Raw genomic sequence first — 20,680 nt, forward strand, 5'->3', positions numbered from 1 at the left:
ATTTTTCTGATAATATAAAAATCTTCCATTTCACCGTTACGCTATAATTTGTTTGATTTCTCCATAAAATTTTTCAGAACTTGAGAGGAGAATCTTATGCCAGCGGAACAGCATCCCCAATTTTTAAATGAGCTTCACCGTTTAGATTTCACCAAGAGGTATATGGATGTAGTTATTAAAACAGCCCAATCAAGCAAGGATCAGTTCAGGAAAAACATGCTTGAGGCCTTCGGAAATGAAGATTGGCTGGAGTCAGGCGGTTATTCGGAAATCTTAACGAATGCCAGCTTTTTTGAGATGTCCAAGGCTGAACTTGAAAGTCTGGAGCGGGCAAAAGGGAAGCCATATTTCGCAAGAGTTGATTTTGAAAGGCCGGGTGCAATCAATCCGGACGTGTTATATTTCGGCAAAACTTCATTATATCAGCGGGAAAACCAGGAACAAATCATTGTGGATTGGCGTTCGCCAATTGCCAATTTGTACTATGAAGGAAGACTGGGGGAGATTGAATATACTGCCGAAGGAGAAAGCTTCAAAGGTGATATTACCCTTAAACGCCAGCTGATGATTGAAGATGGAGCGCTGCAGGATATCAGAGATATAGATATGACAACAACAGATGAATTGCTTCAGGAATCCCTCGCAAAAAGTTCAAGCAGCAGATTAACCGATATCATTTCCACAATTCAGGAAGAACAAAATCAGATTATCAGGGCTGATTTAAACAAGCCTATCATTGTCCAGGGAGCGGCTGGCAGCGGAAAAACCACGATCGCCCTGCACAGGATCTCCTATTTTCTCTATCATTACCGGGAGGTTTTTGACCCCCGGGAACTAATGATTTTAGCTCCGAGCCGATTATTTATTGATTACATATCAGAGGCACTTCCGGAACTGGAGGTTGACCGGGTTAAACAATTCACATATCCGGAATATGTCCAAATGGCGATAGGTAAAAAGCTCAAACTCACAGAGGATAACAAACTTGTGGCAATCGTTGAGGGCAAAAATTCTTCTGCCAGCCAGGAAGCAGCTTGGATTTCAGGAATAAAGGGATCGGAGCTATTTAAAAAGATTCTGGATAACTACTTAATGGATATTTTCCTCAGATTTAAACCTAAGAATGATTTTTTTGTTGATAAATACAGGCTTTATTCATCACGCAAATTCTTCAAGCTGTTTTTAGAGGAATATTGGTATCTTCCATTATATAAAAGAGTGGAAAAACTGAAGAATATTCTCCAAAGCCAAGTAAGAGCCAAAAAGAAAATGATGGTTGAGAAAGTAATCAATCATTACGACACTAAAATAGAAAGGGCACTGTTTAAGGATGTGAACCCTGAATTGCGACGTGCCTATGTTACAAAAGGCATGGACAAAAAAGAGGAGCGTTTAAAAGAAATCAAGAAGGCCATAAGCAGTTCAGTAAATGATTATTTCAAGCAGTTTGAACGAAAAGGCATACTGGAATATTACTCAGAGCTTTTTGACGATGCCAATAAACTTGCAGCCTATTCAGAGGGAGGGCTGACTAAGGAAGATGCAGAAAAGCTGACTGCTTACACTAAGCAGATGTTTACAAAGAAAATGTTCGAATTGGAAGATCTTGCCCCCCTGCTTTATCTATTTAGCAGGCTGTTCGGTGTGGACAAGGAAAGGCGGGCAAAGAATATTGTTATTGATGAAGCCCAGGATTACAGCTTCCTGCAAATTCAGGCCCTGAAAACTGCAAACGATACGGATATGTTTACGCTTGTCGGCGATTTGGCCCAGGGCATCCATTCGTATCGGGGAATTGAATCGTGGGATGAAATCAGGCAGCTGATATTCCCAAGATCCGTCTATAAGGAACTGCAAAAAAGCTATCGTACCACGGTAGAGATTATGAATGAAGCCAATAAACTATTAAAACTGCTTCCGTATCAATTCCCGCAGGTTGAACCGGTAGTAAGGCACGGGGAGAAGCCTGAATTCATCAAAATAACTGATGATCTGTGGCTTGAAGAAGTAGCAGCAGTTATTGGGAGACTAAGGAGTCAGGGGCTAAAGACATTCGCCATTATTTGCAAAACAATGGCAGACTGCGAGCTTGCACATCGAACTCTAGTAGAAGCAGGGGAACAGGTTTACCTGTTAAAGGAACACGCCTCGATTCCAAAGGAATCCGTTGTAATCCTGCCATCCTACCTTTCAAAAGGACTGGAATTTGATGCGGTGCTGGCGCTTTCGTTAAGTGAAACCTATAGCGATTCCAACGAACTGGATGTAAAGCTGCTCTATGTTACTATGACTCGTCCATTGCACAGGCTTTATTTTTTTGGAAAGAATAAAAGTGATTTTCTCCTGGACAACACGTATTAAACCTGCTGTATCTATTGCGGCGGGTCTATTCCCTTCTCCTTCTTGATATTTTTCATGTTTAATAAGGGTAACTAAAGGTAATTTAATAAGATACGGTCAAGCCGCTTTTATACATATGCCTGGTTTGCCAGAAAACTGCGGAGGAGATGGAGAAGCAATGAAGGTGAAAGTCATTTTTACATTTGAGGGAAATTCTAGTGTCTCGCATGAAACGGAGGCAACGGACGCGGCTGAGGTTATCAGCAGCATTCAGAAAAATAAATACTATAAATTTTCAGAGCAGGGATCTTATTATGTGGTTGATACAGAAAAAGCTGCATTCTTTTGCGTTACGGAATTGAGTGAATAAAAATGGTGCTGCGCAATCGGTATGGTTTGGAACGCATTAGGTTGTAAATGAAAAAATCGCTTGGATCAGCCGCTGAACTCAAGCGATTTTTTTAATTGCGGGCCAGTTAATATTCTGACTAAACTGTTTTCAGGTTGAAAATTCCGCTGATCCGGATGTTATCAACGGCCTTTGACAGTACTGCTTCTTCCTGCACCAGCGCGATTCTGACATAGCCTTCCCCGGAAGGTCCAAAGGCGTTGCCCGGAGTGACAACAACATGGGCCCTGTCTATTAATTCATAAGCAAACATTGTGGAAGTAAAGCCCTCAGGAATCCGGGCCCAGATAAACATCCCTCCCTGCGGGGAATCCACATTCCACCCAAGTGAACGAAGCCCATCTACTAGAATATTTCTTCTTTGTTCATAAGTTTTACGATTCACTTCACTGAATTCATCACCGTAGTTCATTGCTGCAATGGCAGCATTTTGAAAAGGAAGGAACACGCCATAATCGAGATTGGATTTAAAATTCTGCAAAGCGGCTATGGCGCTTTGATTGCCGGCAGCATAGCCAATCCGGCAGCCAGCCATATTAAAGCTTTTTGAAAAAGAATTTAGTTCAATGGCCACATCCTTACTTCCCGCAACTGACAAGAAACTAACCGGTTTGTGATGGTCGAAATATAATTCCGAGTAAGCAAAATCATGTACGATAAAAATTTGAAACCGTTTCGCAAACGCAACAGTCTTCTTGAAAAATTCACGTTCAGCCATAACCGGAATCGGATTGCCGGGAAAATTCAGAATCATCATTTTTGCCCTTGCTGCAATCTCTTCAGGAATCACAGAAAAGTCAGGCAGAAAGGCATTTTCTCTTTTCAAAGGCATGAAATAAGGAGTCGCCCCTGCTAGTGATATCCCTGTTGCATATGCGGTATAGCCAGGATCCGGAACCAGGATTATATCGCCAGGATCGCAAAATACCATGGGTAAATGAACCAGCGCATCCTGAGAACCCATCGAAAGCAATACCTCCGATTCTGCATCCAGGCTGGCGTTATATTTCCGTTTATAATAGTCAGCCACAGCAGAATGGAATTGATCCGTTCCGTTCAATGTATAGCCATAGTTGGTCCCTATGGCTGTTTGCTGTGACAATTCCTCCCTTAAGAAATCCGGCGGAGCAAGGTCGGGGCTGCCGATGCTTAAATCGATCAGCTGATAACCTTCGTGGATTTTTTTACGTTTATATTCTGCCAGTTCCGTAAAGATAGATGATGGGAATAAATCCATCCGTTTTGATCTAGTAATTTTCATAGATGAAGTGCCTCCTATAATCGCTTATTAAACTTATTTCGACATATTCGCTCAATCTCCTCGAAATAAAATAAAATTTTCCGGGAATTAACGCAGAAAAAAAGGCTCTGGAAATTTGAGGTTAGGTATTGACAATTACCGAATGTTTCCATTACATTAAAGTTAGAATTTCTAAAGTCTTCATTACCTTACCCTTTAATAAAGGAGTTTTTTTTATGTTAGGTGCCGTTCTTAACTAATCCGTAACTTTATACGGTCATCGGGGACAAAAACGTAACTGTGCATATTTATTGTACAGAGCCACGTTTATTTAAGTGTGCCCGGTGATGAGTTAAGAACAAAATCATGGCATAGAAGAAATTCCTTCAGAAAGCTGTGTATTTTTATGCACAGCTTTTTTTCGTTCTAAAAAGGGAATGAAGACTGACTTAATTTTTACTTCAGCCGCATGGACTTTGTTCCGTGCGTTTTTTTTATTAGTGGTTATGTTAAAGTACTTTGTGATTTTGGCAGCATGTTGATTGGAGGAAGGCGCGAGAATTCTGCGGGAGAAGCGGCTTTAGAGAGACCCTTCAGGCGTAAACGCGAGAGGAGGCTCCTGGACCGCCGCCCGAGCGGTAATCTATAGGCGAAATTAATAGAATTTTATTATTAATAATATGGAGGCAATAACATTGAACGAGCATACACTTACAGTTTTACAATTTGATAAAATAAAGAACCTAATTTCGAATTTTGCGATGACACAATCAGGGAAGGAGTTACTAATGAAGCTGGGACCAGTTCACAATATTTCCATGATCAGGTCCTGGCTGTCAGAATTGGAGGAAGCTAAAGCGATAATAAAAAAAAGCGCGAGTATTCCCTTATCAGGTCTTGAGGGGATTGAACATTTGCTTACAATGCTGAATAAAGGTGTGCCTTTACGCCCAGACCATTTTACAAGGCTTGCAGGTTTCCTTGACAGCTGTGTCAAGCTGAAGCGATTTATGAAGGATAAAGAGTTTATAGCAACGAGAGTATCGGGTTATGTGCTCGCAATAGAGGATCTGCCGGAGATTGGAGACGAGATACATCGCTGTATCCGTAATGGCTCTGTGGACGATCAGGCCAGCAAGGAGCTGTTAAGTATCCGTAAACAGCTCTCGATCCAGGATGAGCGGCTAAAGGAGAAAGTGAATTCCCTTGTAAAATCGAACAAATATAAGTCCTGCCTGCAAGAAGCGATTGTGTCAAACAGAGGCGGGAGGTATGTAATCCCCGTAAAGAAGGAATTTAAGGCAAAGGTGCGGGGTACAGTGCTTGATACATCGGCATCAGGATCTACAGTTTATATTGAGCCAGAGGAGATTGCTGCAGCACAGGAACAGGTAAATGAGCTGAAGTATTTGGAAGAGGTGGAGATCGAGCATATTTTAAGCTATTTGACTGGAATCGTGGAGGCAAGTGAGCGGGAACTCCGGCTTGGTGTTGAGACGATGATTCATTATGATGTATTGTTTGCAAAGGCAAAATATTGCATTTCCATCGATGCCGAATCTGTCTCGGTAAATGAGTCGCATGACTTTTATTTTAAAGAAGCCCGGCATCCGCTGCTAGGAAGTGAAGCTGTACCGCTGACTATTGAATTAGGGAAGGATTATCATGCCCTGTTAATAACGGGGCCGAATACTGGCGGCAAAACAGTAGCAATCAAGACGGTCGGTCTTCTTACGCTCATGGTGCAATCCGGACTTCATATTCCGGTTGCCAAGGGCAGCAGAGCAGCAATATTCCATAACATATTACTAGATATCGGAGATGGCCAAAGTATAGAGCAGAATTTGAGTACGTTTAGCTCCCATATTAAAAATATTATCGCTGTACTAAACGAAACGAATGACCGGAGCCTTGTCCTTCTTGATGAGCTTGGTTCAGGGACGGATCCGGGAGAAGGTATGGGCCTGGCGACCGCCATCTTGGAGGAACTGTACAATAAAGGCGCAACATTAATGGCAACTACCCATTATAGTGAAATAAAGGAATTCGCCGATCAAACGCCTGGGTTTATCAATGGTTCAATGGAATTTAATCTTGAGACTCTTAAACCCACGTATAGGCTGATTATCGGAAAGGGAGGGGAGAGCCAGGCGTTCTCGATTGCGCTCAAGCTTGGCATGCATCCTGCTTTAATTGAAAAAGCCCATAAGATAACATATAAAGAAGAGAGGGAATATATTAGTTCATCCTTGGTCAGTCTGGAAATGGAGAAGCAGCTGGCTGCCAATAAATATGCCAGCAGAAAAAAAGAAGAGAAACTAAGAGTTAGCCAAAAACCGGCTGCCTTTAAAATGGGTGATAATGTGTTTATTCCTTCAACAAAAGAATATGGAATTGTGTATAAAGGGCCGGATATGAAGGGGAATTATATAGTCCAAATTAAAGGGGAAAAACGAGAGTTCAATTATAAGAGGCTTAAGCTCTATATTGCTTCCAAAGAATTGTATCCGGAAGATTATGATTTTGATATTATTTTTGCTTCAAAAGAAAACCGCAAAAAATTGAAAACAATCAGCAAAAAACATGATGAAGACACCATCGTTGAGCACGGGGATTAAGTCTTAAAAATACCGAAATGAGGCTGCTAAAATGAATATTCAGTTTACAAAAAAACAGTATGAAACCTTGCTGAGACTGACAACCTTCGGGAACTGGGTAGCAAGTTCCAGTGAAACCGAAATGAATAATGATGCATATGACAGACTGAATCAATACTTACTTTCGTTTGCCGGAGATTATGGAATGAGCGAGCTATCAGAGAACGAAGCAGGCCGCTTTGAATTGAATCCTGACTATGAAAATAAACTGCAAAAGATAATAAATGCCTATGAAGACATGGTGTTCTGGGATAAGCTGGCCTATTACCTTGCTGCCCGGGATATTCAAAAAGAGGCCAGGGAAATAGCTTTCAGCGAGGAAGAATATTTTGCAAGGCTGGTGGAATTGGAAGAGAAGTATCATACTATCCTTGAAAAAACAGGCTTGGAGAATATTAAAGTAGAGGCTCAATAACTGTGATAGATAGCTGGACAAAAGGGCATATTGAGAGAGAGGACAGTTCAAACATGGCCCCAATACTCTTACCTGGATGGGTTTAATGAAAAAGGAATACTCACTATTTTTACTTTGTATTGCCGACACTGCTTTTACAGGATTTGGTGAAGAACTTTATATAATAGAAGAAGCCAATCCGCTCATGCTATTTTTACAGGAGAGGAGCTGGATGCTCTTTTATCTGATAAAAATAGTCTTGCCTGCAGCTTTGCTGATTCTTACTCGGGACGTTCAAAGTAAGCTTGTGAACGTTTTATTAAAACTTGCGCTCATTTTATACGGAGCAGTTACTTTGTATCATGTCGGCTGGATCACATTGTACTGGTTATTAAAATGATATATAGAAATGCGCAAAGCGCCCTGAATAGCCCAGAAAGGAAACAGATAAAGACCCGGAAGGCACATTTTGCCTTTCGAGTGCATTTATTTTTTCCGCAGTATGCTAGGCGCTGGGCCTCAGTATATGTCGAAAAAGTTATACTTCCATTTTGTTAATCACCCTTCATACTTCACAAAAATCCGCCAATTTAACAGGTGCTAGTCTATCTCTTATATATAAACTTGCATACATTAGTTAGAGAGGAGAAATGTGATATGAAAAAAAGGAGACATAAACAAAATAGTCCTAAATTTTTAAACGGAAATAAACTTTTTCCATTTAGCAGAATCGGCCATGACGATGATTGCAGCCACAGTAACCACCATAGCGATGACCGGCATGACGACGACCGCGATAACCGGGACGGCGATCGAGATGATCGTGATAACCGCCGGCATCAGCATAAGCGATGCGCATGCTGGAAGTCTCGTCATTACTAATTAAAAAAGAAAAGATAACTCGGTATTCCAGTCATAGTCCACTCTTGAAAATAAAGCGAAAAGCCCTTAGATGAAAGGGCTTTTTTCAATATCCGCTATAAGGGCATATGAAGACTAATCTTCCCCTTAAGGCAATATTCAGCCGAGAAATACATATCTCAGTCATTAGACTAACTTTGTTGAAATAAGCTCGACAAACCGCCTGCAATCTTCTTTTGAAGAAAAACCCGCCTGAGCGGATTTGTTGCTGCCGCCGCCTCTTCCGTTGAATTGTCCAACATATTCTTTGAAAAGCAAACCGGAATTGACCTCCGAGAAGCCATTATGGGCGAGCAAAACCTTGTTCACAGTTTCAGCTGCAAACAAGGCTACAATGTCTGCCTTTTTTACCATTTGTATCGATAGCATTTGGATCTCTTTAAAGGTTAAATCATTAAAGCTATGTACTAATAAGCCATTTTCAGCGCGGGCAAGCATTTTTTCGGCTTGATATGTTAAAAGCTCCTCTTTCAGGGTGGCATTTTCCTTCTCCAGCTTTTTTTGGTCCTGGAGAAGCTTTTCGACACGAGCAGCCAAACCAGTTCGGTTCGTGCTGAATTTGGCTGACAAGTCGGCAACTGTATTATGGCTTTCCTGGTAATCGGTAAGAGCCCTGAAGCCGCAAATAAAATAAACCCGAGTGTTGTTCTTCTGTTTTTCTGTCTTTACTATTTTTAAGGCTCCAATTTCAGCTGTTTGGCTGACATGCGTACCGGCACATGCTGAAACATCAATTCCGTCTATTTCAACTATCCGGATGTTGTCCCTGACCTTAGGCAGTTTCCTGAGAGGAAGCGAGTCAAGTTCTGCTTCGGTTACAAAGTAGGTTTTGATTTTTCGATTCTGATAAATATATTCATTGGCCAGCTGTTCAATCTCTTTTATCATATCAGTGGTTAGCTCTGCGATCTGTATGTCGATTGTTACCGTTTCAATTCCAAGGTGGAAGCTTACCGTCGGTGCATCAAAAAGCTCAATGCACACAGCAGATAACAGGTGCTGGCCGGTATGCTGCTGTGTATGGTCAATCCTGCGGCGGCCGTCGATTTGGCAGCTTACCTTTTCAGTGGACGGAAGGGAAGACAAAATATGATGAACGACATCATCCTGCTTAATAATCTCCTCAACAGTAATGTCTGCAATCATGCCAGTATCAGAAGGCTGTCCGCCCCCTTCTGGATAAAAAGCGGTTTCCTCCAGAATCACATCATAGTGATCTTCCTTTTTTTCATATGATATTATTTTCGTTTGCCATTCAAAGACATCCGGTTGGGTGTAATATAACTTTTCGTGCATGTAGTCATTATTCCTTCCTGCATTTGTTTATCAAAATTATAGCATTAAAGTCTTCAGGAATATAAAATAAGGATTTTGGGTACTTGTGTATACACTGCCTGCAAAAAATGGTAGATTCTAAGATGATGAAAAACAATAAATTGGGTAAACTGGGAAAATGAATGTAAAATGGGATACCACGTAGGAGGACAACTTTAAATATGAATAGGATACAACCGGGGTATAAAATAACATTGGAAGTGGACCGGGAAACGGATTTTGGATTTTACCTGACGGATGGCGAGGAAGATGTGCTGCTCCATCGCAGCGAGGTTGTGGATGATATTAAAATAGGGGACCAAGTCAAGGTCTTTATTTATTACGATAAGCAAGGGCGCCTGGCTGCGACCATGAGAATTCCTGAAGTTCAGGTCGGTAAATATGGCTGGGCTGAGGTTGTAAATGTTAAGCGGGATCTGGGCGTGTTTGTTAACATTGGCTTGGTCAAAGATATTTTGGTATCACTTGATGAACTGCCTGCCATCATGAGCCTTTGGCCTGCAGAAGGAGATAGCTTGTTTATTACACTAAGACTGGACAAGCAGGAAAGGCTGTTCGGCCAGCTTGCAACGGAGGACACCATCCATCGGGAAGCGGTTCCCGCCCCAAAGGGTATGTGGAACAAAACGATCAGAGGAAATGTGTACCGTTTGCTGCAAGTAGGATCTTTTATTTTTTCGGAACAAGGCTACCGCTGTTTCCTGCACGAAAGCGAGCGCAAAACTGAACCAAGGCTCGGAGAAATGGTAGAGGGCAGGGTTATCGATCAAAAGGAAGATGGGTCACTGAACATCTCGCTGCTTCCATTTAAACAGGAGAAAATGGATGAGGACTCTGAGGCAATATATACTTATTTACGCAGAAGAGATGGCGCGATGCCATATGGAGATAAAACATCACCTGAGGATATACAGTTCCATTTCCGCATGAGCAAAGGAGCATTTAAACGAGCTCTTGGAAAACTGATGAAGGATGGGAAAGTCTATCAAGAAGATGGCTGGACTTATACCATTGATAAAAAAAATGAACAATAAAGAAGAAGCCCTTGTACGGAAATTATCTGTACAAGGGTTTTTTGAATTTATTAATGAGTTTCTTAGAAAATCTTCTGGCGGTCCCGCTCTTCTTTTAAGATTTCTACCGCTTCTCGGAACCTTAAGGAATGAACGATTTCACGCTCCCTTAAAAATCTGAGTGAATCGTTGATATCGGGATCATCAGAGATATCTATCAGCCATTGGTATGTCGCACGCGCTTTTTCCTCGGCTGCTATATCTTCATAAAGATCGGCAATCGGATCGCCTTTGGCCTGAATGTATGCGGCAGTAAAAGGGACACCTGAAGCGTTATGGTAATACAAGGCACTATCATGGTTTACATAATGGTCTCCCAATCCCGCATCCCTCAGCTGCTGAGGGGTGGCATCCTTCGTGAGCTTATAGATCATTGTGGCAATCATTTCCAGATGAGCAAATTCCTCTGTTCCGATATCAGTTAAAAGGCCTATTACCTTATCAGGTATAGTATAGCGCTGGTTTAAATAGCGAAGGGCAGCTGCAAGCTCTCCATCCGCTCCGCCGTATTGTTCAATTAAGTATTTTGCAAGTGTTGGATTACACTGGCTTACTTTAACAGGATATTGCAGTTTCTTTTCATATACCCACACATTGATCCCCCCTTAAACCTGCCATGGCCATGGCATGCTATTCCACTCCCAGCCCGGTCCTACGGGTACGGTGCTGTTTCCATATTGCATTAAAGGCCCATAGCATGATTCTAACTGACGTTTTAGCTGCTGGCTGTATTGCGCATACTGGTTGAACTGGTTTAAAGCCTGTTCATCGCTTGGGTGTGTATCAAGATACAGGGTTAACTCCACCAGCACGAAGTCGGCAGCCTGTATCTGACCGAGCAATTGATAATAATCATCATCAAGCTTCTTAGACACCTTATGACTTCCTTTCTCTGTATGGATTTTCGTAATAATCATACAACGGCTTCCACAATGTTCCCCGCATTAACGCTTCTTGAGGCGAAAATTGCTCCAGATTCGGAGGCTGGAAAAACATATATAAATTAGGAGGTGTTCTGTAAAATTTAACGCCTATTGGAGGACAGGGATCAAAACGGCTGTGATAGGGCTTCCATGCTTTTACAGGTGTAAAGTGAGTATATCTTTCTTCCATTTTTTGGTCTCCTTTCAAGTTAGTTGATCTATTTACACCTTATGAAAAGGGTGCATGTCTGCATTCCAGTTAATTGATTAATAAATGCTGGCTAGGCAAAAAAACATTTTTAAAAAATCTGAAAATTCTTTCTTCTTGTTATTCAGCTGTCAATTGAATGAAATGTTTGTAATGAGACTTTCATCTGTTTGTTCTTTGGATACGAAAAATGTATGTTAAGATAATTTCCGTTAGCTTATTTAAATCCAATACATAAGCATTCGTCTTTAGAAAGATCTTAGCGAGAGAAAGATTTAAGATTTACATAGAAACAGGAGGGTTTTAATATGAAAAGATCAATCTTAACTTTTGCGGCGGCAGCTGCGTTCACAACAGCGTTTGGTGCAAACGCATCAGCTCAGGAAGTGAAGGTGAAAGAAGGAGATAGTCTATGGAAACTTTCCGAGGAATATCAAGTTACGGTTGACGATATTAGATCTTGGAACCATTTATCATCTGATGTAATTATTGCAGGAGAAAGCTTAAAAGTTTCAGCTGAAGAATATTACACTATTAAAAAAGGAGACACCCTGTCATGCATAGCACGTACATATGGTGTAACAGTAGATAACTTAAAAAAATGGAATCAATTAAGTTCGGACCTTATCATTGCTGATAACCAGCTGCTAATCTTAACTGATGGCTCTGATGCAGGGACGGCAACAGCAGAAAAAACAGTTCCTGCCCAGGCAAAGAAGCAATCAACTGCAAAATCAGTACCAGCACAACCAAAACAGCAGGCAGCTGCTAAAGCAGCTCCAGCTCAGGCAAAGCAGACAGCACCTGCTAAACCAGCACAGGCTGAGCCAAAGCCAGCTGCTCCTGTTCAAGAAAAACCGGCAGCTAAGCCAGTGGTCCGCCAAGCTGCTGAACAGCCGGCACCGGCTGCTGCTTCAAAAGAACTTACTGTAACAGCTACAGCCTATACGGCAAGCTGCGACGGCTGCAGCGGTGTAACAGCAACAGGAATTGATCTGAAGGCCAATCCAAATGCAAAAGTTATCTCCGTAGATCCAAATGTCATTCCTTTAGGCTCTAAAGTATGGGTAGAAGGCTATGGAAATGCACTGGCCGGAGACACAGGCGGTGCAATTAAAGGCAACAAAATTGATGTATTTGTACCAAACCAACAAGCTGCTTTAAACTGGGGCAATAAGCAAGTAACTGTAAAGGTGCTTGATTAACTTAAATCAAAAGAAAAAGGAGGGGCCATTTGATATGGCCTCCTCCTTTTTTATGATTTCAGTCCATTTTTGCAAAGGATTCACTGAAAGATTGAAAATACTGTCCAAAGTGATGGATTTACTGTCGAAGAAGGAGAAAATACTGTCCAAAAAAGCACTTTTACTGTCAAAACAAGAAATTTACTTGCCAAATCTGTTTTCATTTAAATTTCAGGTAAATTTAGCGGATGATAAACTGCCAGACATAATACTCGCCAAAATCGCAAATTTATTCGCCAAGCATGAAAATTCATCTTTGTTCATTCAAACAGCAGCTAATTTTCTTTTCATATAGCATCATGTTTCCCGCGTTGTTTTTTCACCCCTGCAAATGGCAGCCACCAGTTCCAATCGCCAAGCAGTTTCATAAGCGACGGCACGAGCAACATCCGGATGATTGTTGCATCAATGAAAATTGCGACGGCTATGCCGATTCCGATTTGTTTAACGGGCATCACGCCTGTAAAAGCAAACGCTCCGGTAATTACAATCATGATCAGCGCAGCCGATGTGATAATTTTACTGGTGGAGGAGAGCCCTTCAACAGTTGCAAAGTGATTGTCCCGGGTTTCCAGATAAATCTCGTGGATCCTTGAGATTAAAAAAACTTCATAATCCATACTGAGTCCAAATACCAGCGAAAAAATTATGACCGGGATAATTAGCGTGATATCTGATTCCGGGATGCCAAAATGGCCATATTGAAAGATCCATACCAGTACGCCAAAAGTTGCACTGAGGCTTAAAATATTCATGAAGATGGCCTTTAGCGGGATCACAACAGACCTGAATGCAATAAGCAAAATGAAATAAGTGGACAGCAGGATAATGGAAATCCCAAAAGCTATTTTATCGTAAATTTCATCAAATATTTCCTGGTTGAATTTTGCCTGCCCGCCTACCAATACTGGGACGTCAAAGTCTTTGCTGCTCCATTCCCGTACAAAATCCTTTGATTCTTCAGACGAAGGATTTCCTTTTAAATGAACCTGCATCATAGCTTGATCACCCTTGATAAAGTTCTGAACGATTGGCTCTACTGCAGGTTGCGTTTGCGGGTTTTCCAAGGCAGAACTAAGTTCCTTTGCAGAATTCACCTTGGTAAAGGTAAACACAGAGCTGACAGACTGCACCCTGGAATCGCTTTTCCAGTTATTTTCAAGCTTTTGTAATTGCTCAAGTCCGGCAGCTGATTTCCATCCTTCTTCACGCTTGGCAATAACATAAACAGTATTCCGGCTGATTTCGGGAAACTCTTTTTGAATATCCTCAAACGCCTGCCTCGATTCATAGTTTTTAGGAAGCGAGTCTGCTTTTGGGATAGAAAGTGTAATATCTTTTACAGGAACAATACATGCCAGCAAAAGCGAAAATGCAGCGAGACTGACAAAGACAGGCCGTTTCATGACAAAGGAAGCGAACTTTCTCCAGCCATTTTCATTTCCAGGCTTCGCTTTTAACAGCATCCATTTGTTAATATGGTCGCCTAACATTAATAAAATCGAAGGAAGCAATGTGAGGGAGGAAATGACTGCAATTCCAACTACGACCATTCCTCCAGCCGATATCGTCTTAAATATATCGATTTTAAACACCAGCATCGAAGCCAGTCCGATAAAGACGCATACTGCGGAGAAGATAATTGACCTTCCAGCTGTCATAATCGTTTTTTCAATCGCAGCATCATGGCTGGATCCTTTCAGTTCTTCGCGGTATCTGTTGATAAACAGCAGAGAAAAATCAATGCTGAGTGCCAGTCCGATCATTGGGACTACATTCAAAATAAAGATCGATAAGGGAATTCTGTCCCCTAGGAGCGTTAGCACGCCAAATGATGCTATAACGGTTATGGCACCGGTAATAACCGGGACGAGTGATGCTGCTGCACTGCCAAAAGCAAATAGCAGCACTAAAAGGGCTACGGGGAGTCCAATCAGTTCGGCACGTTTTAAGTCATCCTGGCTTGCCTGGTTAATATCGAGATTCAAGACAGGCGGTCCTGTCAGTTTTGTATGCTTTTCATTGCCAATAATATCTCTAACTTGTTCAACCTGGTCCTTCATTTCGTCTTGTTCTTCATCAAAGGCAAGAACCGCATAGGCTAAGTTATCCTTTTGAAGCTTATTGTCAGAGAGGGGGGACTGGATTTTATCAGTGATTTTTTCATTTTGAATCGTCGTAAGTGTTTCCGAGATTCTGCTTTGGAAATCCGGTTCTTTCTCATTGGCTTTTTTTTCAAATAAAAGGAGAATAGTTGATTTTGGCACACCAAAGGTTTTCGTTAATTCCTGTTCAACCTGCTTAAATTCACCATCTGTTTCAAACCCGTCACCATGCAACAGGGCAGGGAGCTGCAGAGCGAAATAACCAAGGCCTATGGTCAGCAATAACCACCCCGCTAAAAAGATTTTATAAAATTTGATAACCAGTTTTGCTATAGCTCTCATCGATAAACCCTCCCATCATGCGAAAGCAAAATATCGTCTTTACTCTATCTATTTAAAAAGCAACCTCGGCATATTACATAAATAATCATTTTTTCTCATTAAAATATCCGCGGACCAAAATCTCCAGTTCCTTTATATCCAAAAATCCAGCTTTCAAAGAAGCCAGCGCACTTTCAATAATGAACTCTCGCGGACTTTTTGAATGTATAAATTCTTCTTCTATAAAATCAAGCAGTTCGACAAACTTTAATTGATTTTCGCAATTGCTTAGCTCTTTTTTTACTGTCAAAACTTCCTTGTGAAGAGCCTGCTTTATGTCCGAGTTGGCTGATGTATTTTCTGGCAGCCAGCTTTCCAGAAGCTCTGGCTGGATTAATATTTCTCCAGTTTCAGCTACTTCCTTAACTATCCCCGCAACCCGTTGTACACTGTAACGGACCACTTGGTGATAATTAATTTTTGATCCGTTTGCTCTCACGTTATATTTGAGATTATGATGTAAAATTCCCATAAACATAATTGCACAATCCAGCAGATAAGGCTGCACTTTTTTGCCGAAGATGTGTATGAATCGTCTGTATAACCACCGAAGCACTTTTAGTTGCCCAAGTTTCATAAACTGTTTGAGATCTTCATCATTTGAGACAAGGACCTCTTCAAATAGGGTAATCAATCTTTTTCTTCGATTAGTCATCAGGTGCAGTTCTATCTGTTTAATAAAGATTTCAATGTTCGAAGGATCTTGGCCGATAAGCAGTTCATTGCGCTCTTTTTCAATAGTTTCAAATATGGATTTAAAAAGTGCGATTAATAACTCGTTTTTTGATGAAAAGTAATTATAGAATGTTCCTTTAGAAATACCGCTATAGTCTAAAATATCTTGAATAGAGGTTGCCTGAAACCCTTTTTCAATAAATAATTGGTGTGCCGCTTTAATAACATGCTGCTTTCTTTCATTCATATTATCACCCGTTAATGGAATTGGAATGCCAGTATAAAAATCATAGTACAGTATTCTGTGGGTTAATACAAACCTAGTTATAAAGCATTTTTTAAATTGCAATTCTTGAACACATGGTATATGATGAGTTTTGCATATAATGTTGGTATAAAAAGATGAACTATATGTACACAGGAGGAATTTATGGATCACTCGGTTAAAACTCCTGATCGTCCGCCGTATGGCATACTTGCTGTACTGATGATTGGAGCATTTATTACATTCTTAAACAATACTTTATTAAATATTGCACTGCCTTCGATTATGAAAGACCTGAAAGTTGAACCATCGACTGTCCAATGGCTTACCACAGGATTTATGCTCGTCAACGGGATTTTGATTCCATCTACTGCTTTCCTTATTCAAAAATATTCTGTAAAGCGGCTATTTCTGGTAGCGATGGGGCTGTTTACCCTGGGAACAGTCCTTGCAGGTTTTGCCCATGCTTTCCCGCTATTGCTGGCTGGAAGGATGATCCAGGCTTCCGGCTCTGCCATCATGATGCCGGTATTGATGAATGTTATGCTGGTCAGCTTCCCGATTGAAAAAAGGGGAGCGGCCATGGGTGTCTTTGGATTAATTCTTATGTTTGCACCGGCAATTGGTCCGACGCTATCCGGCTGGATCATCGAACATTATGAGTGGAGAATGCTTTTCCATTTTGTTACACCAATTGCAATCATTGTATTTTTACTAGGTGCTTTCCTGCTTAAGGATAAAAAGGAGAAAGTCGATATCAGGCTTGATTTGTTTTCTCTTTTATTATCAAGTATAGGGTTTGGTTCATTGCTTTATGGTTTTAGCTCAGCAGGCAGAAAAGGCTGGGATAGCCCGCATGTTTATCTGACAATAACAATTGGAGTTCTAACTTTGATTTGGTTTATTTTGCGTCAATTAAAGCAGGAACGGCCAATGCTGAATTTTAGAATCTTTAAATATCCGATGTTTGCTTTATCATCTTCGATTACGATTGTCCTAAATATGGCACTGTTTTCAGGGATGCTGCTAATTCCTATCTATGTTCAGACACTGCGCGGAATATCACCGCTGGATGCAGGATTAATGATGCTCCCGGGTGCAATTGTCATGGCGCTTATGTCGCCGATTACGGGAAGATTGTTTGATAAGTTCGGAGGACGATCGTTATCAATCATTGGTTTAGCTATAACAACTATTACAACATATTTCTTCAGCAATCTGACATTTGAGACTTCTTATACTAACTTGGTAATCTTAAACTCGGTTCGGATGTTTGGTATGTCAATGGTAATGATGCCAATCTCGACGAATGGCCTGAATCAATTGCCAACAAGATTTTATCCGCATGGAACGGCAATGAATAATACCCTGAACCAGGTTTCAGGGGCTATCGGGACTGCAATTTTAGTTACAATCATGTCCAACCGTACAGAAACCCATGCTGAAGAATTGGGTAAAGAGGCTATGAAACAACTGACTGGTAAGCCGACAGCAGCACAAATAGCACAAATGAAACAGGAAATCGGCATGAAAGCTATGCTGGAGGGAATAAACGACGCATTCCTGGTCGCAGCCTTCCTCGCTGCTATCTCATTCTTTCTTGCATTCTTTATCAAGCGGGCAAAACAGGCCCCGGATCCGGAAGGAAATCAGCCAGTCGAGACGGCTTCCGCAGAAGGATCCAACTAGCTGAGTGATACTCTTTAAGGCGGTATGAAGCGGAATTGCCGGCAATAAGCGAAATTTATTTTCCGGAAATTCCCTTGTTAAGCTAGAAATAAATTTTTAAACATAAACCAAACTTCACATAAAAAACTGAAAAGAGTGCCCCTTGCTTGTAAAAGTGAGGGGATTTTTTATTAAGAGATTATAATTGAAAATCTTGTGAACATACACTATATGTGATTTACTTTTCAATATAAATCGCCATCCCCGTTTATGCATAGAGGCTTAGAAAAAGTGAAAAAATTCATGCTCCTGATAGTGGCAGGGAAAAAGTGATTCCAGTTGAAGTTACAGGAGATATGGTGTTTATTTTATTGTAAGATAAAAATATGACAAGAAATGAAGAAATGGCGAGTCGGGAAGGGTGGCATTATATGAATAAAGGAAAAGTTTGGTTAGTGGGGGCAGGTCCGGGAGATACAGCTTTAATAACGGTTAAGGGATTGCGTGCAATAAAAGCTGCAGAAGTCATTTTATACGATCGGCTCGTAAACCCTAAATTGCTGGACTACGCCCCTGCCAATTGTGAATTCATATATTGCGGCAAGCTTCCTGACAGACATACTCTCCGGCAGGAAGCGATCAATCAGCTTCTGGTGGATAAGGCTTCTGAAGCGGCAACTGTTGTCCGGCTAAAAGGCGGTGATCCGGGAGTCTTTGGCAGGGTAGGGGAGGAAGCCGCATTCCTTGCCGAACATGAAGTACCTTATGAGATCGTTCCAGGAATCACATCCGGAATAGCTGCGGCAATGTATGCAGGAGTACCAGTTACACACCGGGAATTTGGTGAATCCTTTGCCGTTGTTACTGCCCACGATAAATCGGCGGATGGAAAGCCCGCTTTAAACTGGGAAGGAATTGTAAAAGGTATCGATACAGTAGCCTTTTACATGGGAATAGCCAATTTGCCTTTTATTTGTGAAAAATTAATAGAACATGGGAAAGCTCCTGAAACCCCTGTCATGCTTGTACAATGGGGAACATATAGCAGGCAAAAAGTTTTGCAGGGAAATTTGAGGAATATATCCGAGTTAGCTGTTAAAGAGAAGTTCAGCAATCCATCCATTACGCTGGTAGGAAACATAGTTTTCCTGCGCGAGAAGCTGAATTGGTTTGAAAAAAAACCTTTGTTCGGCAGGCAAATTCTTTTAGCCCGAAGCAGCAGTGGGGAGAGTGAGCTGGCTGAAAGGCTTGCGGAACGGGGAGCAGATGTCATCGAATTTCCAAAGTGGAAGTATGAAGCTGAAGTGCCGGATGAGCAGCTGATTAAGAAGCTGCCAGACTTTAAGCAGATCCTCTTTACTTCACCAAGAAGCTGTAATGAATTTTTTCAAACGCTCAAGGAGAAAAAAGTTGATATCAGAAAAGTGACTGCAGAGCTTTACGGCACTTCTTCGACACTTAAAGCTATTGAAAAACATGGGCTTACCGGATTGCCGAAGGAACAAATGGAAATAGACAATAGCGTTTTAGTTGTTGGGGAAAGCAGCATCCTGGCCCATAAACTCTCTTATACCCAGCTGTTTGGTACGTGCGGGTTCTGGATTACAGGTAAACAGCAAATAGATGATAAATATTTGCCATTGTTTGAGCGGATTCTGCAAGAGACTGATATTGATACCGTTATACTCCCAAGCAGCGGCTCAGCAAGGGGACTGGCAGATGCATTAAACAAAGTCGGTGAAAACATTGGATCCTTTTTACAGGGCAGACAAACGCTGGCAATGGGAAGGCAAACAGCTGCAGCAGTTTACGATTTACATCCTGGAAATGTGGCGGTATCAGAATTACCGACCATCGAAAGCATCATACAGCTGGCTGAGCGTATCCGTCCTTGAATGAAATTTTGTCAAAAATGGAGTTATCAAGATGGAGGGAGTGCATGAGAATAAAATGAGCGGCTATCCTATTATGCTTGATATAAAAGGCAAACCGGCGCTTGTGGTTGGCGGAGGGAAGGTTGCAGAAAGAAAAATCCAGGGGCTTCTTGAAGCGGAGGCTGATGTTATTGTTGTCAGCCCTGCTTTGACACCCGAGCTGGCCCAGCAGTCAGCAGAAAATAAAATCAGATGGCTGAAAAGGGAATTCAAGCCTGAAGATACAGCGGACGCCTATATTGTTGTGGCAGCAAGCAGCAGCAGGGAAACCAATCAGGCCGTAAAAGCAGTTTGCACTCCGCATCAGCTTGTCACTATCGCGGATGATCCTGAAGCTTCCGATTTCCATACAGCGGCCACGGTTAAAAGGGGCATGCTTACGATTTCTGTATCTACTTCTGGAGCGAGTCCATTTCTGGCGGCAAGGCTTAGACGTGAAATAGAAGATAGTTATAGCCAGGCATATGAAGAATTTACATATTTTTTATTTGGCTGCAGAAAGAAAATACTAGCGAGTTCACTCGAAACAAACAAGAAAAGTAAACTGCTCCAAGAAATTGCTGCCGATCGATTTTTTCAGGAGGGAAACTGGAAAGCAGAGTTTGACAGGTTATATAGAGATTTAAAGTAAACAATTGAGAGCTTCCGCTGCTGTGGGGAAATGACAGTAGCGGCTTTTTTACATTATAACCAGACTTAGGAAGTTAACTAATTGAAATTTGCCGGGAAATCGATTAATTTTTTAAAACCTTACTTATTAATTGGCCTTGTATTTCGATTAAAAATTGGTGAGATTGAAAAAATTCGAAGTGCAGATCGCATTAAATGTGGGTTAAATGAAAAAATCCGAAGTATTGATCGCTTAAATCTGAGGTTGATTGATAAAAATCCGAAGTTGTTCGATAAAA

The 20,680-nt window shown here is 41.4% G+C and carries 18 protein-coding genes; 11 read left to right on the forward strand and 7 right to left on the reverse strand.

From position 1 onward, the window contains the following. Positions 1-96 precede the first annotated feature (96 nt). The gene (gene helD / locus CVD28_RS13850; protein ID WP_101592961.1) at positions 97-2,361 is read left to right on the forward strand and encodes an RNA polymerase recycling motor HelD; all 2,265 of its coding nucleotides are present in this window, start codon (positions 97-99) and stop codon (positions 2,359-2,361) included. A gap of 157 nt (positions 2,362-2,518) precedes the next feature. Beyond that, on the forward strand, positions 2,519-2,710 hold the full coding sequence (locus CVD28_RS13855; RefSeq protein WP_101592962.1) for a hypothetical protein: 192 nt from the start codon (positions 2,519-2,521) through the stop codon (positions 2,708-2,710). 118 nt (positions 2,711-2,828) lie between these two features. Here CVD28_RS13855 and CVD28_RS13860 read toward each other — a convergent pair whose 3' ends face one another. Next, complete coding sequence (locus CVD28_RS13860) at positions 2,829-4,010, reverse strand: LL-diaminopimelate aminotransferase (RefSeq protein ID WP_101592963.1); 1,182 nt, start codon at positions 4,008-4,010, stop codon at positions 2,829-2,831. 674 nt (positions 4,011-4,684) lie between these two features. On the opposite strand from CVD28_RS13860, the gene CVD28_RS13865 reads away from it, so the two are divergent. The 4 genes from CVD28_RS13865 (at position 4,685) to CVD28_RS28125 (ending at position 7,926) form a co-directional block, all read left to right on the forward strand. Further along, entirely contained in the window at positions 4,685-6,607 is a 1,923-nt protein-coding gene (locus CVD28_RS13865; protein WP_101592964.1) for an endonuclease MutS2, read from the forward strand. Between the two features lie 31 nt (positions 6,608-6,638). Continuing rightward, positions 6,639-7,061 carry a hypothetical protein gene (locus tag CVD28_RS13870; protein ID WP_101592965.1) on the forward strand — a complete coding sequence of 141 codons (423 nt, stop codon included), beginning with the start codon at positions 6,639-6,641 and terminating at the stop codon, positions 7,059-7,061. An 85-nt stretch (positions 7,062-7,146) separates the two neighbouring features. Beyond that, positions 7,147-7,440, forward strand: coding sequence for a DUF5658 family protein (locus tag CVD28_RS13875; RefSeq protein ID WP_101592966.1), 294 nt, complete (start codon positions 7,147-7,149; stop codon positions 7,438-7,440). A 336-nt stretch (positions 7,441-7,776) separates the two neighbouring features. Beyond that, positions 7,777-7,926: a hypothetical protein gene (locus CVD28_RS28125; protein ID WP_180954164.1), complete on the forward strand. Its 150-nt coding sequence runs from the start codon at positions 7,777-7,779 to the stop codon at positions 7,924-7,926. Between the two features lie 161 nt (positions 7,927-8,087). On the opposite strand, the gene CVD28_RS13880 is transcribed toward CVD28_RS28125, so the two are convergent. Beyond that, a complete protein-coding gene (locus CVD28_RS13880) occupies positions 8,088-9,257 on the reverse strand; it encodes an alanyl-tRNA editing protein (protein ID WP_101592967.1) in 1,170 nt (389 codons plus the stop codon). 200 nt (positions 9,258-9,457) lie between these two features. On the opposite strand from CVD28_RS13880, the gene CVD28_RS13885 reads away from it, so the two are divergent. Further along, the gene (locus CVD28_RS13885) at positions 9,458-10,330 is read left to right on the forward strand and encodes a CvfB family protein (RefSeq protein ID WP_101592968.1); all 873 of its coding nucleotides are present in this window, start codon (positions 9,458-9,460) and stop codon (positions 10,328-10,330) included. A gap of 62 nt (positions 10,331-10,392) precedes the next feature. On the opposite strand, the gene cotJC is transcribed toward CVD28_RS13885, so the two are convergent. The 3 genes from cotJC to CVD28_RS13900 are packed head-to-tail and all read right to left on the reverse strand — an operon-like array spanning position 10,393 to position 11,482. Continuing rightward, complete coding sequence (cotJC, locus tag CVD28_RS13890) at positions 10,393-10,962, reverse strand: spore coat protein CotJC (protein ID WP_101592969.1); 570 nt, start codon at positions 10,960-10,962, stop codon at positions 10,393-10,395. 12 nt (positions 10,963-10,974) lie between these two features. After that, complete coding sequence (locus CVD28_RS13895; protein WP_101592970.1) at positions 10,975-11,244, reverse strand: spore coat protein CotJB; 270 nt, start codon at positions 11,242-11,244, stop codon at positions 10,975-10,977. 1 nt (position 11,245) lies between these two features. Further along, complete coding sequence (locus CVD28_RS13900; protein ID WP_101592971.1) at positions 11,246-11,482, reverse strand: spore coat associated protein CotJA; 237 nt, start codon at positions 11,480-11,482, stop codon at positions 11,246-11,248. 326 nt (positions 11,483-11,808) lie between these two features. Here CVD28_RS13900 and CVD28_RS13905 point away from each other — a divergent pair, with 326 nt between their 5' ends. Beyond that, positions 11,809-12,705: a 3D domain-containing protein gene (locus CVD28_RS13905; RefSeq protein ID WP_101592972.1), complete on the forward strand. Its 897-nt coding sequence runs from the start codon at positions 11,809-11,811 to the stop codon at positions 12,703-12,705. Positions 12,706-13,031: 326 nt separating this feature from the next. Here the strand turns inward: CVD28_RS13905 and CVD28_RS13915 are convergent, their stop codons facing one another. Together CVD28_RS13915 and CVD28_RS13920 are read right to left on the reverse strand one after the other, a co-directional pair. Beyond that, positions 13,032-15,191 (reverse strand): MMPL family transporter, encoded by a 2,160-nt coding sequence (locus tag CVD28_RS13915; RefSeq protein WP_101592974.1) that lies wholly within the window; start codon positions 15,189-15,191, stop codon positions 13,032-13,034. 85 nt (positions 15,192-15,276) lie between these two features. Further along, on the reverse strand, positions 15,277-16,152 hold the full coding sequence (locus tag CVD28_RS13920) for a TetR/AcrR family transcriptional regulator (protein WP_101592975.1): 876 nt from the start codon (positions 16,150-16,152) through the stop codon (positions 15,277-15,279). Positions 16,153-16,335: 183 nt separating this feature from the next. Between CVD28_RS13920 and CVD28_RS13925 the strand changes: the two genes are divergently transcribed. The 3 genes from CVD28_RS13925 (at position 16,336) to CVD28_RS13935 (ending at position 20,403) form a co-directional block, all read left to right on the forward strand. Then, a complete protein-coding gene (locus CVD28_RS13925; protein WP_101592976.1) occupies positions 16,336-17,859 on the forward strand; it encodes a DHA2 family efflux MFS transporter permease subunit in 1,524 nt (507 codons plus the stop codon). A gap of 410 nt (positions 17,860-18,269) precedes the next feature. Next, complete coding sequence (gene cobA, locus CVD28_RS13930) at positions 18,270-19,733, forward strand: uroporphyrinogen-III C-methyltransferase (RefSeq protein ID WP_180954165.1); 1,464 nt, start codon at positions 18,270-18,272, stop codon at positions 19,731-19,733. Positions 19,734-19,764: 31 nt separating this feature from the next. Next, positions 19,765-20,403 (forward strand): precorrin-2 dehydrogenase/sirohydrochlorin ferrochelatase family protein, encoded by a 639-nt coding sequence (locus CVD28_RS13935; RefSeq protein WP_101592978.1) that lies wholly within the window; start codon positions 19,765-19,767, stop codon positions 20,401-20,403. Positions 20,404-20,680: the final 277 nt, after the last annotated feature.

The organism is Bacillus sp. M6-12 (assembly GCF_002860285.1).
GTDB lineage: Bacteria > Bacillota > Bacilli > Bacillales > DSM-1321 > Peribacillus.

Excerpts from the sequence above, each read along its gene's own strand:
- helD (WP_101592961.1), top strand. The coding sequence starts at position 97 with ATGCCAGCGGAACAGCATCCCCAATTTTTAAATGAGCTTCACCGTTTA.
- CVD28_RS13855 (WP_101592962.1), top strand. The coding sequence starts at position 2,519 with ATGAAGGTGAAAGTCATTTTTACATTTGAGGGAAATTCTAGTGTCTCG.
- CVD28_RS13860 (WP_101592963.1), bottom strand. The coding sequence starts at position 4,010 with ATGAAAATTACTAGATCAAAACGGATGGATTTATTCCCATCATCTATC.
- CVD28_RS13870 (WP_101592965.1), top strand. The coding sequence starts at position 6,639 with ATGAATATTCAGTTTACAAAAAAACAGTATGAAACCTTGCTGAGACTG.
- CVD28_RS13875 (WP_101592966.1), top strand. The coding sequence starts at position 7,147 with ATGAAAAAGGAATACTCACTATTTTTACTTTGTATTGCCGACACTGCT.
- CVD28_RS28125 (WP_180954164.1), top strand. The coding sequence starts at position 7,777 with ATGACGATGATTGCAGCCACAGTAACCACCATAGCGATGACCGGCATG.
- CVD28_RS13880 (WP_101592967.1), bottom strand. The coding sequence starts at position 9,257 with ATGCACGAAAAGTTATATTACACCCAACCGGATGTCTTTGAATGGCAA.
- CVD28_RS13885 (WP_101592968.1), top strand. The coding sequence starts at position 9,458 with ATGAATAGGATACAACCGGGGTATAAAATAACATTGGAAGTGGACCGG.
- CVD28_RS13900 (WP_101592971.1), bottom strand. The coding sequence starts at position 11,482 with ATGGAAGAAAGATATACTCACTTTACACCTGTAAAAGCATGGAAGCCC.
- CVD28_RS13905 (WP_101592972.1), top strand. The coding sequence starts at position 11,809 with ATGAAAAGATCAATCTTAACTTTTGCGGCGGCAGCTGCGTTCACAACA.
- CVD28_RS13915 (WP_101592974.1), bottom strand. The coding sequence starts at position 15,191 with ATGAGAGCTATAGCAAAACTGGTTATCAAATTTTATAAAATCTTTTTA.
- CVD28_RS13920 (WP_101592975.1), bottom strand. The coding sequence starts at position 16,152 with ATGAATGAAAGAAAGCAGCATGTTATTAAAGCGGCACACCAATTATTT.
- CVD28_RS13925 (WP_101592976.1), top strand. The coding sequence starts at position 16,336 with ATGGATCACTCGGTTAAAACTCCTGATCGTCCGCCGTATGGCATACTT.
- cobA (WP_180954165.1), top strand. The coding sequence starts at position 18,270 with ATGAATAAAGGAAAAGTTTGGTTAGTGGGGGCAGGTCCGGGAGATACA.
- CVD28_RS13935 (WP_101592978.1), top strand. The coding sequence starts at position 19,765 with ATGGAGGGAGTGCATGAGAATAAAATGAGCGGCTATCCTATTATGCTT.